Annotated in this window: 14 protein-coding genes; 4 read left to right on the top strand and 10 right to left on the bottom strand. The window is 63.9% G+C overall.

Features of this window, described 5'->3' with window-relative positions; translation table 11 throughout:
- Positions 1-24: 24 nt before the first annotated feature.
- Genes AArcSl_RS12045 through AArcSl_RS12065 form a run of 5 tightly spaced genes read right to left on the bottom strand, consistent with a single transcriptional unit; the run spans position 25 to position 5,895 of the window.
- Positions 25-2,949, bottom strand: coding sequence for a molybdopterin-dependent oxidoreductase (locus AArcSl_RS12045; RefSeq protein ID WP_119819538.1), 2,925 nt, complete (start codon positions 2,947-2,949; stop codon positions 25-27).
- Positions 2,946-3,179, bottom strand: coding sequence for a hypothetical protein (locus tag AArcSl_RS17115; RefSeq protein WP_119819541.1), 234 nt, complete (start codon positions 3,177-3,179; stop codon positions 2,946-2,948). The genes AArcSl_RS12045 and AArcSl_RS17115 overlap by 4 nt, the downstream gene beginning before the upstream one ends.
- On the bottom strand, positions 3,172-4,656 hold the full coding sequence (locus AArcSl_RS12055) for a cytochrome b (RefSeq protein WP_119819544.1): 1,485 nt from the start codon (positions 4,654-4,656) through the stop codon (positions 3,172-3,174). The genes AArcSl_RS17115 and AArcSl_RS12055 overlap by 8 nt, the downstream gene beginning before the upstream one ends.
- Position 4,657: 1 nt before the next feature.
- Positions 4,658-5,311: a QcrA and Rieske domain-containing protein gene (locus AArcSl_RS12060; protein ID WP_119819547.1), complete on the bottom strand. Its 654-nt coding sequence runs from the start codon at positions 5,309-5,311 to the stop codon at positions 4,658-4,660.
- Positions 5,308-5,895 (bottom strand): hypothetical protein, encoded by a 588-nt coding sequence (locus AArcSl_RS12065; RefSeq protein WP_119819550.1) that lies wholly within the window; start codon positions 5,893-5,895, stop codon positions 5,308-5,310. Before AArcSl_RS12065 ends, AArcSl_RS12060 begins: the two co-directional genes overlap by 4 nt.
- 319 nt (positions 5,896-6,214) lie before the next feature.
- On the opposite strand from AArcSl_RS12065, the gene AArcSl_RS17860 reads away from it, so the two are divergent.
- Positions 6,215-6,883, top strand: a complete 669-nt coding sequence (locus tag AArcSl_RS17860) for a helix-turn-helix domain-containing protein (protein ID WP_119819553.1) — start codon at positions 6,215-6,217, stop codon at positions 6,881-6,883.
- 19 nt (positions 6,884-6,902) lie between these two features.
- Here AArcSl_RS17860 and AArcSl_RS12075 read toward each other — a convergent pair whose 3' ends face one another.
- On the bottom strand, positions 6,903-9,584 hold the full coding sequence (locus tag AArcSl_RS12075) for a GAF domain-containing protein (protein ID WP_119819555.1): 2,682 nt from the start codon (positions 9,582-9,584) through the stop codon (positions 6,903-6,905).
- 120 nt (positions 9,585-9,704) lie between these two features.
- Between AArcSl_RS12075 and AArcSl_RS12080 the strand changes: the two genes are divergently transcribed.
- Entirely contained in the window at positions 9,705-10,991 is a 1,287-nt protein-coding gene (locus tag AArcSl_RS12080; RefSeq protein WP_119819558.1) for an MFS transporter, read from the top strand.
- Positions 10,992-11,041: 50 nt separating this feature from the next.
- Here the strand turns inward: AArcSl_RS12080 and AArcSl_RS12085 are convergent, their stop codons facing one another.
- Together AArcSl_RS12085 and AArcSl_RS12090 are read right to left on the bottom strand one after the other, a co-directional pair.
- Positions 11,042-12,841, bottom strand: coding sequence for an AMP-binding protein (locus AArcSl_RS12085; RefSeq protein WP_119819561.1), 1,800 nt, complete (start codon positions 12,839-12,841; stop codon positions 11,042-11,044).
- A gap of 126 nt (positions 12,842-12,967) precedes the next feature.
- Entirely contained in the window at positions 12,968-13,399 is a 432-nt protein-coding gene (locus AArcSl_RS12090) for a universal stress protein (protein ID WP_119819564.1), read from the bottom strand.
- A 107-nt stretch (positions 13,400-13,506) separates the two neighbouring features.
- Between AArcSl_RS12090 and AArcSl_RS12095 the strand changes: the two genes are divergently transcribed.
- A complete protein-coding gene (locus AArcSl_RS12095; RefSeq protein ID WP_161945956.1) occupies positions 13,507-15,141 on the top strand; it encodes a flippase activity-associated protein Agl23 in 1,635 nt (544 codons plus the stop codon).
- 18 nt (positions 15,142-15,159) lie between these two features.
- On the opposite strand, the gene AArcSl_RS12100 is transcribed toward AArcSl_RS12095, so the two are convergent.
- Positions 15,160-16,113 carry a transcription initiation factor IIB gene (locus tag AArcSl_RS12100; protein WP_119819569.1) on the bottom strand — a complete coding sequence of 318 codons (954 nt, stop codon included), beginning with the start codon at positions 16,111-16,113 and terminating at the stop codon, positions 15,160-15,162.
- Between the two features lie 173 nt (positions 16,114-16,286).
- Positions 16,287-16,736, bottom strand: coding sequence for an NYN domain-containing protein (locus AArcSl_RS12105; RefSeq protein ID WP_119819571.1), 450 nt, complete (start codon positions 16,734-16,736; stop codon positions 16,287-16,289).
- A gap of 354 nt (positions 16,737-17,090) precedes the next feature.
- Here AArcSl_RS12105 and gcvT point away from each other — a divergent pair, with 354 nt between their 5' ends.
- Positions 17,091-18,215 carry a glycine cleavage system aminomethyltransferase GcvT gene (gcvT, locus tag AArcSl_RS12110; protein WP_119819573.1) on the top strand — a complete coding sequence of 375 codons (1,125 nt, stop codon included), beginning with the start codon at positions 17,091-17,093 and terminating at the stop codon, positions 18,213-18,215.
- Positions 18,216-18,268: the final 53 nt, after the last annotated feature.

Raw genomic sequence — 18,268 nt, forward strand, 5'->3', positions numbered from 1 at the left:
CCCCGTCTGCGGTCTCCGTGTAGCTCACTGTGAGTCACCTCCTTTCGGCCGCACCTCGACGTGGGTGTCGTTGTTCACGCCGGTCGGACCCCAGAAGTTCGGGAAGAAGTGGAGATGTTCGCCGTTTTCCTCCGGGTACTGGATCAACTGTGTCGGCTTCATCCGCATGGGGAGCAACGTGTTGAAGTTCTGCCGATTGGGGTACTGGTACCGCTCCCACGCGAAATACTGCATCGTCGTCCCTCTGGGCATACTCGGGTAGTACTTCGCGGTGCCCTCGATCTCGCCGAGTTCGTTGTGCATCACGACGGTGTCGCCGTCCTCGATCCCGCGCTCTTTGGCGTCTTCTGGATGGAGCCACACCATCGGTCCGCCACGCTGGAGCCGGAGTGCCTTCGGATCGTCTCGCCACGTCGAGTGAACGCCGAGCCGGTTGTGTGGCTGAATGTACTCGAGGGGATACTCGTCGGTGTCCTGTGTCTCGAGTGGCTCCTTGAAGGTGGGAAGCTCCTCACCGAAATCCAGGAACCAGTCGTGGTCGATGTAGTACTGCTGGCGGCCGGTGTACGTCCGCCAGGGAACCTTATCCTCGATGTGGTCCTGCCACGGAACGTACGGGTTGTCCTGATCGAGTTCCCCGGAAGATGTCCAGTGAGGGTCGACCCCGAGGAACCGTTGGGGGTGCTCGACCGTGTCCTCGAACGTGATCTGCTCGTCGAGATAGTCCGGGTTCGTCTCGTCGGAGTTTTCGAGAATAAACTCCGCCGCCGCCAGCCCGTCGTCGAGGGCACCCTCCTCGCCGGTAAGCCAGTCGCGGACGTAGTCGTCGTGGATCGACTGGAGGTCGATCTCCCGGTCGAACGACCGGTCCGGTATCGGATCGATACCGCGCTCCTGGGCGATCTCCTGGACTTTCTCGGCCAGCAGCCGGAAGATCTCCCAGTCGGGCTTGGACTCGCCCATCGGCTCGATCGCGGGCGTACACGGATGGACGTACGTGTGCATGTCCGTTACGTTCAGGTCGTACTTCTCGTACCAGGTCGCCGCCGGGAGCACGATGTCGCTGTACAGGGCCGTTGTGTCCATCCGGAAGTTGATGTCGACCACGAGGTCCAGCTTCGGCCAGAGGTTCTCCTCGACGAACCGACCGCCTTTCGCCTGCCCGAAGTAGTTGGCCCGCCAGATGAACATCGTGTTCGGATCCGGGCGGGTTCCGTCCTCGCGCTCTTCGGGGTGCATCGGCATCCATCCCTCGTCGATGGATTCCCTGATTCGCTCTGCGGTGTCGTACTCGTCGGGTACCCACTCCTGGTCGTCGTCCTCGAGTACGTCCAGAATATCCGCGTGATAATAGGTCCACAGCGTCGTCGGCATCCCGCGGACGTCGCCGGTCGGGAACGAGAGGTTCTGCCAGCCTCTGAACAGCCAGATCTTCTCCTGACCGACGTAGTGGTCGAAGCCGGTCCCGTTCTCCCCGAGGTTCCCGGTCAACGTGAGCAACAACTGTAGCGCGCGGTTTCCGAGGTCGTTGTGGTACCAGGCGTTTACGCCCTTCCCGTGAACGATCTTCCCCCTGTCGACGTCGGCAAACTCCCGTGCGATGCGCTGGTGCGTTTCGCGGCCGACGCCGGTTTCCTCGTGGACGCGTTCGGGGGTATACTCCGCGAGCCGGTCGCGGAGATTGTTCCACACAGACCGCACGTGCACGTCGCCGTCCGCGGTCGCGACGGTCGTCTCGACGTCGAGTTGCGGATCGAAGTCGATCTCGATCGAGGACTCGAAGTCGAGTTTACCCTCACGGGTGCCGAGCGATCCGGGAGCGACCCGGAGGTTGTCGTCGGCATCGACCATCACCATCGCGTGTTCCGGGTCGTCGGCGTCTATTCCGACGTCGTCCGCACGAAGGAACTTCCCGGTGTCCTCCCGGACCAGAATCGGCATGTCGGTTTGCTCTTTGAGGTGAGCCTCGTCGTACAGTTCCTCCTCGACGATGACTCTCGCCATGCCGAGCGCGAGTGCTGCGTCGGTGCCGTAGTCCGGACTGAGCCACTCGTCGGTGTGAATTGCCGTTGCGGAGTAGTCGCTGAAGACGCCGACGGTCTTTGCGCCCCCGTAGCGGGACTCGGTGAAGTATTTGGCGTCGGGGATGCGTGTCATGTTGATGTTCGATCCCCACGCGATGAGGTAGTCGGCGTTGTACCAGTCCGAGCTCTCTGCGTTGTCAGTCTGGTGACCCCACGTCAGCGGTTGGCCCGGTGGCAGGTCACAGTACCAGTCGTAAAACGAGTGGCTGACGCCGCCCAGCAGGTTGACAAAGCGCGTACCGGAGGCAAAGGAGACGGGGCTCATCGCGGGGATCGGGGTGTAGCTGTCGATCCCGTCGTACTCGCCCTCCTGGACCTTCTCGATTACGTGTTCTGCGATCTCCTCGAGCGCTTCATCCCAGGAGATGCGCTCCCACTTGCCCTCGCCGCGTTCCCCGGTCCGGCGGAGCGGATATTTCACGCGGTGATCCGCGTTGACGTAGTCGCTGAAGCAGGCTCCGTTCTGACAGCCCCGTGGGTTGTTCGTGGGCAAGTCGGGGTTGATGTCCGGATAGTCGCTGGCCTGCTCTTCGCGCCACACCTGGCCGTTTTTGACGTAGACGTTCCACGAGCAGCTACCGGTACAGTTGATCCCGTGGGTAGAGCGGGCGACGCTGTCCCAGTCCCACTCCTCGCGGTAGAGGTCCTCCCACTCGCGGTACGGGTAGTTGCCGATCGGATCGTCGACGGTCTCGAGCCCGCCGAAATTCAAAAGCTCGGATGCGGCACCGAGCCCGCTGGCGCCCGCCAGGGCGGCGAGACCGGTTCCCTGCAGGAAGCGACGGCGGTCGAGGCCGCCCTCGCTTCCGGAACTGTTCGCGTCGTCGGTTCGGTCTGTCGTGTCGTGTGGATCCGTCTTGCTCATGTGGGTTCACCGTCGTAGGCGTCTGTCGGACCGGCGTCGGCTGCCGGCCTCGTCTCGATCGGGACAGTGCTCAACGCGAGAACTCCGCCCGCAAGCGCGAGCGCGATCCCCCCGCCGGAAACGATACCGATCTCGAGGGCGACAGCGACGGCCAGAACGCCCCCGAGCTTCGTGACCCGGTCGGTCCACCGGTACGTCCGGCGGTCCAGGACCGGCAGTCGCTCACGCATCCTCGTCACCTCCTGACGGTTCCGGGCCGTCCCCGGAGTCGTCGGCGAAGCCACCCAGCGACGCGTAAACGATAAGCCACGCCACGATCGGCAGGACGATCGCAAGCGAAAGCAGGATGGGGTTGAGGCTGCTCGTCGCGATGCCGGTGAGATCCGAGACCACCGTGTTCATCCCGCCGAGCGACAACACCGACAGGAAGGCGATGCCCGCCACGCCGGTGGCGGTCTGCCAGTCCCGCTCGAGGGGATCGACAACGAAGTGACCCGGCTCCTCGTACCGGTCGATGAACGGCCACGCGATGACCACGAGGATAACGAGTCCCGTGACCAACACGCCGCCAACGAACTCGACAGAAAGCGGCCCGACGCCGGCCCAGTCGGGGAGCAGCTTCAGGATGCCGAACATCCACATCAGATACCAGTCCGGCAAGACCAGCTCGGGCGTGGTCGCCGGATCGTACGGTCCGTACTCCGCGATGTTGTGGACCGAGAAGAATCCGGACAGCAGTGACAGCGTCCCCAGCGTGAGGAAGAACACGATCGCACTGAGAGCCGCCTGTTGGGGGAACAACGGCAGCCCGACGACAACGCCGTCGTCGTCCCGATCGACGGTTCTGTCGCCGTCGGCCGACGCCGCGGCTTCGGGCTGTCCGCCGTCGGTGGTTGTGGGTTCGTTCGGGAGACCGAGTTCGGCTCCCCCATCCTCAGCCGACGCCGTCGCCGGGGCATCTGCGGGCGTCACCGGTTCCCCGGTGAACGCTTCGTCGCGCGGCCCCTCGGTGTGTTTCTGTCTATAAAGGATCACCATGTGCGCTGCGAGCAGGATCCCGATGAGAAGCGGGATCACGAGCACGTGCAGGAAGTACATTCTGGGGATCGAGAGGGCAGTCGGGTAGTCGCCTCCAAAGAGAACCCAGGCGATTTCGCCGCCCACGATCGGAATCGAACTCGCGACGACGTATCCGATGCTCGCTGCCTCCGCGGCGAAGTTGTCGTACGGGAGCACGTACCCCGTGAACCCGGCGGCCATTCCAAGAACCACGAGCAAAACACCGATCACCCAGTTGGGCTCTCGCGGGTTCCGGTAGGCGCCCTGGAAGAACACCCGCATCATGTGCAGCGCGGCACTGGCGATGAACAGGTGTGCTGCCCAGTGGTGGAGCCGCCGAATGAACATCCCGTAAGAGATGTCGTGGGTGATCGCGAGCACGCTCGCGTACGCATGGGGTACTTCTTCTCCGTGGTACTGGGCGACGCTTCCCTGGTACTCCACCATCGCAGTGATCGGCTGGTAGAAGAACCCGAGGAAGATTCCGGTCAACACCAGCACCACGAAGCTGAACAGCGCGATCTCCCCGAGGAGGAACGAGTCCTCCGCCGGGAACGCTTTGCCGAGGGTACTTCGCTCGGAATCGAGATCCAGCCGCTCGTCGAACCACGCGTAGCCGCGCCGGTAATAGCGGTCGAGTCGGCTCATCTCACAACACCCCCACCGGGGCCAGGAAGTCCCCGGTCGCGATGAGGTAGCCCTCGGCGCTCAACGTGATCGGCAGCTGCGGGAGGGGACGGGGGGGAGGCCCACCGACGACTGCCGCCCCCTCTAGCGGATCGAACTCCCCGATGTGGCACGGACACACCAGGATATTCCCGTCGACCTGACTCACCATACACGCCATGTGGGGACAGATCTTCGAGAACGCCGCGTACCCGCTCACCGTGTGTTCGAGTGCGGTTTCGTCGGCATACTCCGCTTCGGGATGACGAACGAGTAACGTCGGTGCGTCCCTGATGTCCGGTCGCGGTTCCGGAAAGACGGTGATGACATCCCCGTACTCGAGGTCCTCCTCGTGGATCCGCTCGCCGTCAGCGTCCACGAGGTGAATGTTCTCCTCGTATACGGGTCCGGTGTAGGCAGGATCCAACACGTCGACGTCCCGGAGCGCGGAAAGCGGCGCCGCGAGACTCAACGCGGAGGCGATGCCGCCGACCGTGACGACCCCCTTCGCGAGAGTTCGGCGCTGTACCTGTGCCCGATCATCGCGGAAGATACTCGGATACCCCTCGCCATCACAAGGCCCCTCACATGGCTCGCTGGAGTTTCCAGAGCGCTCGTTGTTTGAATCGGCTGTCACGGTGTCTCACCCCCGAGATCGTGACCTCGGTACTCTGCGACCTCGACGTGGGGCATGAACCACGCGTAAAACGCAGCAGTCATCGCGGCCAGCGAGACGAACATTCCCGTCGCGTACAGGCCGATGTACTGGGTGCGCACGAGGGTCGCGAACTCGGCGGCGAAAAGCATCGCACAGGCGATCGCGAGCACCGACAGCGCACCGACCACCAACAGCCCCTCCGAGGACTCGACCCCGGGGTGGTACTCGACGACCCACCGCTTATCAGTGACAAACCAGTCCGGAACAACGAACTGTCCACCGTCGGCCTCGGGGGAAGTGGGCCGGACGGTTGACTCCATGAACCGATGGAGTCCGGCGAGCACGCCCATCAGACCCAGCAGCGCGATCCAGGTGATGACGCCCACCTGGCTCGGCGTGAGCTTTCCGGGAACCGCAACGAACCCGTCGAGCGGTCTTATGTCCGTGAGAGCGTAATTGATCTCCAGAACCCCCGTAGGGAGCCCGCCGTAGAGGGCGGTGATCCACATCGGGACGATCGCCGCCGCGACGACGAGCCAGACGACAGCCGCTCGTCGCCTCACGGCGGTACACCCCTGCGGTGTCTCGGGCGGGACCTGTTCCCGCCACTATACGGTCCGCTATCTGTACAGACAGTCGTGGCAATCATCGTCGACAAGTGTATCGAAGCGAGACGGGGCGGTGTATCTCACTCCGGACCGGTCCGGGACTTTAAGTCCCCTTGCATTTCCCGACCGGAAACGGACACCGAACGGAAGATCGCGGAGTTATAATAATAACCAACAGTAACACAACTGGCTAATTATAATTGAATCTTCGTCGGTGACGTCATCAGATTAGCTCATCTGCTTATGCAACAGTCTCTCGTTATTCGAACCAAGAATGAGTATTCAAGAGTACGGGGGAAACACAGGAGAATCAATCGACCGCACGACCGGTAACTGTGTCCGCCTGGAACTGCGTCTTCGGCCGGGAGACGCCTACTCGTGTCCGTTGACCCGCCCGTTCGACTCGTCCGGCGGCGATCCCGTCTCCTCGCGGCGGTTCGGGGAAACGGACGTGTCCGATATCCAGTTCGCCAGGAGCGAGACGGGATGCCTCATCGATTTCGTGTTGGAAAGCGGTGAGGTCGTTTCGACCAGTGGCCGGGGCGGGAACGCGTCATGTCTTTGTGACACGTTTCAGCGGTTCGACTGCGTACCAAAGTATACCGACGTCTCCGACGGTTGGTTGCACGTGACCACCCATATCAGAGAGCGGAACCGAATCAGACCGCTCGTGAGCGAACTGAAATCGGTGGTCGAAGCGGTCGTCGTCGATCGCCTCGTCGTGACCGAACCCGGAAACTGCAATAATCTGGTGCTTTTCGATCGGTCGACGTTAACCGAAAAACAGCGCGAGGCTGTCGAAGCGGCTATCGAACGCGGCTACTTTTCCAGCGGCACGGACGTTTGCCTCGAGGAGATCGCCCGCGATCTCGACATCGGCAAATCTGCACTCTCCGAGCGCCTCCGTACTGCCCAGTCGAAGCTCGTGACGAACCTCTTCTAGCGGTCGACATCCCCCGTCTTCACGCACGATCTGTGGTCTCACAACCGTACACCGATTCGACGATTTTGCGCTGGATTGCACGAAGCTGTGTCGAGAACGCCGGCTGGGAGATGTCCAGCGATTCGGCGATTTCCTTGCCCGTGCTCTTTCGGGGCTGGTCGAAGAACCCGGCGTGGTACGCCGTCTCGAGGATCTCTCGCTGTCTGTCGGTCAGCAGTTCCTCGAACGCTGGCGTGGATGCCGATCCCGGCTGAGGGTCAGTCACGTACGCCTTCAGCTCGGCCCCGGGGTACACATCTTTCAGGCGCGAGATGAACTCGCGGTTGTCCCGCTGGCGCGGGGTCGAAAGGTCGATCCGTGTTCCCCGGCGTGACACAGTGATCGAGCGAACCTCCGCACCGAGGCCCGCCATCTCCGTGGCGATACAGTCCCCGGCGATGACCGCCTCGAAACCCGGCGACTGTTCCCCGGAGAGTGTGCGGTAGTTCTGGACGACCGATGCTTGTTCCAGGTACGTCGCAACCGCGTCGGCGTCGGCATCCTCGGCGACGAAATGTACGAGCGAGCTACCGTCGGAGCGTCGGGCCATATTTCGAATGTGCAGCGTCGTTCCACAGTTTGCGACGAGCCGGTCGAACACGTCCCGGGAGCCGGACAGTTCGACTGTCACCCCGGCCGGGTTTTCAGCCATCAAGGCGTCGCGTCGGTCGAGCGCCCTGAATCCGTGCCCGACGAGCCGCCCCAGCTGGACGAGAACCGATCGCAGCCGATCGTCAAACGCCTCCGGATCAGTACTGACGACGGTGAGGACGCCGTGGAGGAACTCGTCGTGCTGTACCGGGACGCTGACGACCGACCGGAGATCGTACAGGAGCGCGTAGCGTCGCCATCCATCTTCCTGCGGGAATTCCGCCACGTGCCGTTCGACGACTGGTTCACCCAGTGTCGCCGCTCGAACAGCCGGCCGCGTGGCGTCGTCTTCCAGCGCGAGCGGAACGGCGTCTACGTATGCGTCCGGAATCCCGACGCGAGCCGCTACTTCCAGTTCACGACGGTCGGGATTGGGGACGCCGATCCAGGCGCCGTCAACTCGTGGAAGTCCGGCGAGTGCCGTACAGATCCGCCGGGAAACCGCCGTTCTGGAGTCCGCATTGACCACTGCGGCGACGGCGTCTTCGACCGTCTCGAAGATTCGATCCCCACGGTCGGCCCTGGCCCGTAGCGCCTCGAACTCTTGGTTGCGCTCGGCGAGCTCTTCTTCCCTGCGTTGCCGTGCGAGTACCTCGCCTGCCAGCCGACACACCGCTTGCAGGATGTCGAGCCGAGACGAGCCGGGTGCACCCCCGGATTCACCGACGATCAGCACACCCTCTTCGCCGATCGGGACCACCAGCTGACGACGGGGGTCGGTGCCGGCGGGGAAAAACTCGTCGACGAGTTGTCCCTCGTCCAGTCGTTTTATCACGCCCTCCGAGAACGCCTGCCAGACGACGCTTTCGCCGGGTAATGCATCAGGAATTCCCTCGAGGGGGACGGCTCCGCCGGCCGCGGCCGGAACGAGTCGCGCGTCGCGGTTGTCGTACAGGTACGCCACGGGGAGCGACACGCCGGGAAGCTCCGCGATGCCCTCGATGAGAGTTCGGGCGATCTCTTCTTCCGTGTTAGCTTCGCGTAGTTCCGCCGTGACGGCTTTCAGCGTCTCCAGCCGAGACTCGTACCGGTCATCGACCGGCCTGTCCCCAACCCGTACGTCTGCGCGTTTGGTCGCGATCAGGTTTCCGAAACTCGCTGCGAGAGTTTCGACGACGGCCGCGCGTTCACAGTCGAACGTGCGTGGCTCCGTCAGGTAGTACGCCAGTACCGCCTCCAGCCGACCGTCAACGAGTACCGGAATCCCGAACGCTGTGCTGATGTCCGACTCGTCTGCGATCCCAGTCCGGATGTATTTGTCCGGCGAGAGATCAGAGACGTCCCGGATCCACTCGGTATCCCCCGTTGCCCACACTCGTCCGGGCAGCCCTTCGCCTTTCTGAAACCTCGTCGTCCGCGTTACCTCGATAAACTCCTGGAATGTATCGTCGAGGAGGTAGGACTTGGCGTGGACGAGTTCCGATCGGTCGCGGTCGGGAACCCACAGTTCGGCGTACTCCCATTCGGTCATCTCGCAGACGTCAGTGAGCACGACGTGCAGTCCGTCCTCGATCGAATCGCTGCGACCCAGGCGTCCATTCAAATCCGCGACGGTTTCGAGCTCGCGTTTCGTTCCTCCGTTTCTGTCGGTAACGCGTTCGACGGTTCTGCGGATCCGGCGTGCGGCCGCCTCGAAAGCAACGTCTTCGGTCGACTCCCGCGGGATGTAATCCGAAAGACCGGCCGCGATTCCCTCGCTTGCGACGGACTCGTTCCCCTCGGCTGTCCACAACACGAACGGAACCGAGGCCTTCCGTTCCCGCACCCGGTTCAAGAGCGTGCGCCAGTCGCCGTCGTCGAGTCGGAGTTCGCTGACCACACAGTCGACTGTAGATCCTTCGAGCAACACGAGCGCGCTCTCGACGGAAGTGGTGGAGACGACGCGGTCAATCTCCGGCCGGATACCGCCCTCGAGTTCGGGGAGAAGCGTCGACGGCGCAACGAGGAGAACTGTCAATTCCTCTTTCCGCCGGTGCGTTTCGGTGCGTTGCTCAAGGAGTTGTTCCGACATGTGACTCTCTTTCGAGGTACATCGGCCACTCGTTTAACTTTCACAACAGTTTTAACTGAGTGAGAACAGCCTCTCTCCGGATTTCAAAACCTAGAAACCGAGGCACAGAGTGGCCACAGTATGGACGAACCTTCTGTCGGCGGGACTCCTCGGCGCGGGCTGGCCGGCGCGACGTTCGGGTTCTTCCTCGGCCTCGGGGTGGTGGTGGTGTACGGCCCGGCTGCCGAAGAGTTCACTCGGGCGATGGAGCTTTCCGGCGTGCTTTTGGGCCTGCTCGTGGCGGCACCGAACCTGATCGGCTCGGTGCTTCGGATCCCTGTCGGCGCATGGGCCGACGAGATCGGTCCGAAACGACCGTTCGTCGTCCTTCTGGCGCTTTCCACTCTCGGGATGGCCGGCCTCGCCGGGCTTCTCGTCGGATTCCATCCGGACGGTCTCGGTCGACGGTCGTACCCGCTCGTATTCCTGTTCGGTGCCCTGGCCGGTTGCGGAGTCGGCGTGTTCCCGATCGGCAGCGCCCAGGCATCGTACTGGTATCCGATAGAGAAGCAGGGGACCGCCCTCGCCGTCTACGGCGGCCTCGGCAACAGCGCACCCGGCGTGTTCACCGTTCTCGTTCCGATTTCGCTGGCCGCAGTTGGCCTCACGACTACGTATCTCCTCTGGCTCGGTGTACTGACCGCGGGAACGTTCCTGTACGCTCTCCTCGCGGTCGATCCGTACTACTACCAGCTCCTGAAGCGAGGTGTCGCCCCCGAGCACGCGAGAGTTCGTGCCGAGGAACTCGGACAGGACCTGTTCCCCGGCGGCGACACTTTCGACTCGATCAGGGAGGCGGCGCGGCTTCCCCGCTCGTGGGCGCTTGTGGCGCTGTATTTCATCTCCTTCGGCGGGTTCCTCGCGCTTACTGTCTGGTTGCCGACCTACTGGACGGGGCTTCACGGGGTTGAGCCCCGGACGGCCGGGATCGTGACGGCTGTCGGCTTCGTCTTTCTCGCGACCGGTGTCAGGATCCTCGGCGGCGTGCTCAGCGACCGACTCGGCGGCGAGCGGACCTCGGTACTGGGGTTCGGAACCGTGGCTCTGGGCGCGCTCGTAATGACGGGGACACAGGAACTCGCTGTCGCTGCCGTCGGTATGGTCGTTCTGGCGGCCGGGATCGGGCTCGGAAACGCTGCCGTCTTCCAGTTGGTTCCCCATTATGTCCCCGAGGCCGTCGGCGGCGCCGCCGGCCTCGTCGGCGGGGTCGGTGCCTTCGGGGGGTTCGTTGTCCCCCCCGTGCTGGGGCTCTTCGTCGACGTACAGGGGCTCGCCGGCTACGCGAACGGCTTTGTCGTCTACGTCGTACTGGGCCTCACCGGTGTGGCTATCGCGCTGTCGCTCAAATCACTCGTCGACCGTGGGTGACCGCGACACGTCGAAACAGTCGCCACGACGGAACCCCCCAGAACGGCCGATCACTCCGAGCTGTCCCGGAACTCGACATCCGACGGTTCGGCGTACTCGAACACCTCATCGGAGTCGGGCGCGTCCGATTCATCTCCCCTGTCGTCGGCCGTCCGTTCTTCGAGACGTTCCCGGACGGCGTCCCGATCGACAGTCCCAGAGACGGTTCGCGGAAGCGACTCGGCGAACGCGATTACTCGCGGACGTTTGAAATCGGCGAGCCGTTCCTCGCAGAACTCGGTCACGTCTTCCCGCGTCGGTCGTCCCTCGTGATCGGAAGAAGGCGACTCCGTGCTGTCCTCACCATTGGTGGACGACTCCGCACCATCCTCATCGGTCGGCTCGGAGTCGGGGGCGTCCGTTTCGTCGTCTTCCGGTGGCTCGGTGGCTTCGACGGCCGGCTCCGGACGCTCCGTGGGGACCAGCAGCGCGCCCACGAGTTCTCCCCAGGTGTCGTCGGGAACACCGACCACCGCTGCGTCGGCGATATCCGGATGCTGTCGCAGGACCTCGACTACCTCGCCCGGGTCGACATTCTCGCCGCCGGTGACGATCCTGTCGTCCAGCCGATTCGTCACGTACAACAGTCCGTCTTCGTCAACGTAGCCGACGTCACCGGTGTGGAAGCCGCGGTCGCCGAACGTCGCGTCGGTCTCTTCGGCCATCCCGTAGTAGCCGGGAACGACGGTCGGCCCCGAAACGACGAACTCGCCTTGTTTGCCCTGTTCGACCGGCGTGCCCTCGTCGTCGACGACCTCCACGTCGGTCCACAGCAATGGCCGGCCGACGGTGCCACGGTTGTCGAACGTCTCGTCGGGGTAGGCAGTGGCGACTTGCGAGGCGGTTTCGGTCATGCCATAGGTCGGATATATCGGGATCGAAAAGCCCTGGCACCGGTCGATGAGTTCCGCCGTGGCCGGCGCGCCACCCAGAAGTACCACCCGAAGCGAGTCAGAAAGCGTCCCTCTGACGTCCAACATCTGCTCGAGCATCGTGGGAACCAGCGAGACGCCGGTGACGTCGTACCGATCGATGTCGTCGGCGGCCGGACCGGGGTCGAACCCCTCACGGAGAACTATCGTCGTACCGTACAGCGTCGCCCGGTACAGCGGCGCGATCCCGCCGGTGTGATGCAGTGAAAGCGTGACGAGCCACCGATCGTCCGGGTGGGTACCCAGCCTGAACGCCGAGGCGACAGCACTCGAGAGCACGTTCCCCATCCGGACGTCGACCGGTTTCGGCGTCCCGGTCGTTCCCGACGTGAAAAGCAACAGGAGCGGATCCACGCGCTCCCAGGATGCGGCGACTACTTCGCCGGGGTCGACGTTCGGAAGCACCGTGACCGTCTCTGATGTTCCCTCGCCGGAGGGGCGCTCGTCGGAATCATCACCGTCCTGTGTGTTCTCGTCCGAGGTATCCCCGAGGAGGGGATCGACGCTGACGACGGGAATCTCCGTCCCGTCGACGGCGGCGACCGCCCGCTCCAGCGTCTCCTCCCCACAGACGAGCGCGGTCAGGTCCGCGCGTCCCGCTCGATCGGCGAGTTCGGGTTCCGTCAGATCGTGTCCGAGCGGAACCAAAACGAGTCCCATTCGCATGGCTGCGTGGACGAGTTGCACGTACCTCACGCGGGGCGGCAAAACGACGCCGAGGTGATCTCCAGGTTTGAGCCCGAGCGTGGCGAGACGACCGGCGTGGTTGTCGACCTCGCGGTCGAGTTGGGCGTACGTCCACGTCTCCCCGTCGCGTGCGCGGACGAGCGCCCGGCGATCCGGCGTCGCCGCCACCCTATGTGACAGCCAATCGCGCATAGTAGGCGATCCAATCCCTCCCACTACTGTGTTGCGGTCGATTGCGATCGGTTGCGATCGGTTGTGATCGGTTGCGATCGGTTGCGATCGGTTGAAATCCACCGCCTCAACTCCCGATCGGCGCGCTCACTCGGCCGGCTTCCGGACGGTCAAGACGGGCACGTCGGATGTCCGAACGACCCGTTCGGTGACCGAACCGAGCAGATACCGATCGATTCCTTGGCGGCCGTGTGTCCCCATTACCACGAGATCCATGTCGTGATCCTCGATGTACTCCCGGATGCTCCGATAGGCTGTCCCCGACACGACACTTTTCTCGCAGTCGATTCCGGCGTCGGCTGCGATCTCGCCGATACGTTCGACTGCTCGTTCCCCCTCCGTCTCCAGTGCCTCCATCACGATCTCTGCGCCCGCCTCGAGTGTCGAGTAGGCGGCGCCGTCCACGACGAACAGCGCGTGAACCGTCGCGTCGTACTTGGTCGCGATGTCGATCGCGTGTTCGATTGCTGCCTCGGCCGCCGGGCTCCCGTCCGTCGGGATTAGGATTCGGTCGTACATCGATCGAAGCTACGACCCCTGTCGTTAAAAACCATGATAAAGACGGGGGGACAGAAACGTCGGCGGAAACCCGAAAACCTTCTTGGGACGGGATGAAACGGAGGGGTATGCGCCGGTTCGACCGCGTCGCCGCTGCCGTCGTCGTCGTGGCAGTTTTCGGGGTCCTCGCCCGGTTCGTCCGGTTGGGCGCCAGGCCGTTCCACTGGGAGGAGGCCCGCGTCGGCTACTGGACGCTCCGGTACGCGGAAACGGGGAGTTACGCCTACCGCCCGGTCGGCGGCGGTCCCCTCCTGTATCACCTCAACGAGGCGCTGTTTGCGGTGGCTCCGGCGACGGACGCGAGCGCTCGTGCCGTTGTCGCCCTCCTTGGAGGGGTGCTCGTGCTTTCCGCGTTGCTGTTCCGGAGTCGCCTCCGGGACGACGAGACCGTCGCGCTCGCGGTGGTTTTCGCGTTCGCGCCCCTTCTGCTCTACTACGGCCGCTTTCTCCGCGGCGATCTCCCGGTCGCCGCGTTCGCCCTGATCGCGGTCGGGTTGACAGTTCGCTCGGTCGACGCGGACGACGCCCGCTTCATGTACGCGGCCGGCGTCGCCGCCGGCCTCGCCGTCGCCGCCTCGATGCAGGCACTCGGGTATTTCGTCACGTTCGCGGTCGCGTTCCTCGTTGCGATCGATCACCGTCGCGTGCGCGACGCTGAACCGATCTCGGGGGCTCGGACTGCGGAGCTCCGGCGGTTCGCGGACCGCTGGCTCGGTCCCGCCGCAGGGGCCGTTCTGGCGTTCGCGGCGACGCTTTTCGTCGCGTACGTCCCGCGCGGCAGCGACATGGGTCTGTTCGCGCTGTTCGAGGCCGCGCTCGTGGAACCGTTCGACGCCGCAACCGGCGTGTACGTCGCCGGCCGGGAGGGAACGCAGTTCCTCGACGCGGTGACGTTCGCCGCCGAATCCCTGGCGGTCCTGAGTTTCCCCGTCCTCGTTGCCGCCGCGATCGGCTTTTTCGCCGAACGATACGGGATCCGGACGGTCGAAGACGACGGCAGGGCAGGGCTGTTGGTCCGATGGGCCGGGCTTGCTGCAGGGTTCGGATTTCTGGTCTTCCCGCTCGGAAACGAGGTGCTCGCCTCCTGGGTACTCGTCCACGTCACGGTCCTGCTTTCGATTCCGGCGGCGGTCGGGATCGCCCTCCTGTTCCGGTCGGCGAGAAACGCCCTCGCGGCGGACGACGCCGCCCGTCTGACCGCGGTTGTTCTCGTGTTGCTCGCACTCGGCGTTCCGACGGTCGCACTGGCGGCGGACGTGTACGCGTCGCCGGCGGATCCGACGGTCGACGGCGAAGACGAGTATCACGACCGGTTCGCTCACTTCGCCCAGCCCGTCGACGACCTCGAACCGCTCGTCGGGGAGATCAGCGCCGACGCCGTCTACGTCGGCGACCGGTTCGTCGTGGCCGACGAGCGGGCCTTCGACGCGCCGCCGCTGTCACAGGGAGAGGCAGCCGCCTTTGGTGAACGTCTGCCGCTGCCGTGGTATCTCGAACGCGCCGGAGCGCAGACGAGTAGCGTCGCTTCACCGGACGGGCTCGTTCAGTTCCTCGAGGGAGATGCCGCCGAGGAACCGCCCGCGGTCGTGTTGACGACGCCGGAGCACCGGGACGGCGTGGCCGAGCGCCTCGACGGCTACGAGGAGCGCAGCTATCGGACGGCACTTGAAGACAGGGAAGTCGTCGTCTTCCTCCGCGAGTGAGGAGGAACGCTCCGAGGACTATCGAAAGCCCATCGCTTCGATCTGTTCCTGGTAGCGGTTGCGGATGGTGACTTCGGTGACCTGGGCGACGTCGGCGACTTCGCGCTGAGTTTTCTTCTCGTTGCACAGAAGCGAGGCGGCGTAAATCGCGGCCGCGGCGAACCCGGTTGGGGATTTCCCGGAGAGAAGGCCCTGTTCGGCCGAGACGTCGATGATCTCGGTCGCCTTTGCTTGCACCTCCTCGGAGAGTTCCAGTGCCGACGCAAACCGGGGGACGAACTGCTTGGGATCGACCGGCTTCAACTCGAGGCCGAGTTCCTGGGAAATGTATCGATACGTCCGACCGATCTCTTTTTGAGGCACCCGCGAGACCTCTGCGACCTCGTCGAGCGACCGGGGAATCCCCTCCTGCCGGCAGGCGGCGTACAGTGCGGCGGTGGCGACGCCCTCGATCGAACGGCCGCGGATGAGGTCTTCATCGAGCGCGCGCCGGTAGATGACCGAGGCGACCTCCCGGACGGAGCGGGGGACGCCCAGCGCGGAGGCCATGCGGTCGATCTCCGAGAGGGCGAACTGGAGGTTGCGCTCGCCGGCGTCTTTGGTGCGGATGCGTTCCTGCCATTTTCGCAACCGGTGCATCTGTGAGCGCTTCTTCGAGGAAATGGACCGCCCGTACGCGTCCTTGTCCTTCCAGTCGATCGTGGTTGTCAGCCCCTTGTCATGCATCGTCTCCGTGATCGGGGCGCCGACGCGCGACTTGGACTGTCGCTCGGAGTGGTTGAACGCCCGCCATTCCGGTCCGCGGTCGATCTGGCGCTCGTCGATGACGAGTCCACAGTCGTCACAAACGAGTTCCCCCTGGTCTGCGTCGGCGACGACCTCCTCGGATCCACACTCCGGGCAGTTGACAGATTCGTCCGATTCCTGTTCGGCTTCTCGCTGCTGTTGGCGCTGCCTGTTCGGACGTTCCATTATAAGATTTGTGGTGGGGTTCATATATAAAGATTCTTGCTGAGGAATGAACGCCACGGTCTCGCTGCCCGGGTCACTGGGTTATCTGACCGAGCAGACAGGTCAATTTTGCCATGTTATGGGGGAGGGGTAGGTATGAAGAGTCGGTTTGGCGATCGAAAAGAGAGCAAGAACTACTCCCCGAGGGTGACACTGTCGGTCGCGGCGTTCCTGAGCGCGTCAGATCGACCGTGCGTGCCGGGCGCGATCGCGAACGTCCGACGGCCGTGGCGGTTGGCCGCCTCGAGGACCGGTTTGAAGTCGGTGTCCCTGGAGGCGATGGCGATGGTTTCCGCGCGCCCCTCGATGGCGAAAGCGGTCGCATCGACGGCGAGTTTCACGTCGACGTCGCCGCTCGTGACAATCACCTCGAACCCCCGAGTCTCCGCCGCCTGGATCAGTCCCGGCGTGGCGTGTTCGTCCAGGTACAACCGCGTGGTGACCAGTGGTCCCCGTCGTTCCGCTGCCTCCCGAACGTCGTCGAGGTCGACGTCGAACTCCTCCCGGAGGACGTTCGGACCGTCGACGAACAGCGCGACGCCCTCGGGTTGCGTCGACGAACGGAGCCTGTCCACGATGTCCATATCTTCCGTACCGGGGCGGCGGGGAAATACTCCGCGTTCGCGGTGTGGTGCTCCCGTAAGAAGCTCAGAGATTGACAATTGTGTCCAAAAATCGGCCGACAAACTGCATTCATCGTGATTGACTCATAGCGAAACTGTGAAACCGTTTGTTTGACACCGTCATGTCTTAAAAATCTATCAGTGAGATCAAGCATACGCCGAGCGAAGCGAGGCGTTTCACCGCTGGCGAGGACCGAAGGGACGAGCCAGCGGTTTTTTTGGTCCAGATTTTTTGGCGGGGGTCGAGCGAAGCGAGGCCCCCGTGAAAAAAGGTGGATGACAAGAACAATTACCGGTGACAGTCGTACATCCAGTATGGCATCACGCGAAACGCCGCTGCACGGAACACACGACGACCTGGGCGCGAAGTTCACCGACTTCGGCGGGTGGCAGATGCCCGTCGAGTTCGAATCGATCCGGGTCGAACACGAGGCCGTCCGGGAGGAGGCCGGCATCTTCGATGTCTCCCACATGGGACAGATCGAGGTGTCGGGCCCGGACGCGACGACGTTGATGCAGCGACTGACGACAAACGACGTGACCGCCCTCGATCCCGGCGAGTCGCAGTACTCCGCGATCACCCGGGAGGACGGCGTCATCATCGACGACACGATCGTCTATCGATATCCCGACGGGGAGGCCGCCGGCGCCACGGGTGAGGAGACGTCGTTCCTGTTCATCCCGAACGCAGGACACGACGAACAGATGTACGACCGGTGGGTCGACTATCGCGATGAGGCGGGACTGGAGGCGACGGTCGAAAACACCACCGAGACGTGGGGGATGATCGCAGTGCAGGGCCCCGACGCTCCCGGACTCGTCACGGATGCCGTCACGGAACTTGAGGGTTCAGCGCCCGCCGACACCGTGTCGGCGTTCTCCCGGAACGAGGCCGGATTCGGGACCATTGCGGGCGCGCGATGTTTCATCGCCAAGACCGGCTACACCGGCGAGCCCGGGTTCGAGGTGATGTGTCCGACCGACGACGCAGTCGACGTGTGGGAGGCGTTCGACTGTGAGCCCTGTGGGCTCGGGGCCCGCGACACTCTCCGGATCGAGAAGGGGTTCCTCCTGTCGGGCGAAGATTTCCATCCCGAAGAGGAGCCGCGCACGCCGTTCGAAGCCGGCATCGGCTTTGCGGTCAAACTCGACACCGAGTTCGTCGGGCGCGACGCCCTCGAGGCACAGAACGAGGAGGGAATCGACGAGCGATTTACGGGCGTCAAGTTGCTGGACCGCGGCGTCCCGCGTGGCGGCTACGAACTCCGCGCCGACGGTGAACCGGTCGGTCATCTCACGTCCGGGACGATGAGCCCGACGCTTTCCGAACCGATCGCACTGGGCTATCTTTCGACTGACTGCGAAGAGGGCGACCGGATCTCGGTCGTCGTCCGCGGCGACGAAAAGCGCGCGAAGGTCGTCACACCGCCGTTCGTCTGATCTCTGTTCGCCTCGATAACTGCAGCCCATACTGTTCGTAGTTCGGGGATTTG

This window comes from Halalkaliarchaeum desulfuricum (assembly GCF_002952775.1).
GTDB lineage: Archaea > Halobacteriota > Halobacteria > Halobacteriales > Haloferacaceae > Halalkaliarchaeum > Halalkaliarchaeum desulfuricum.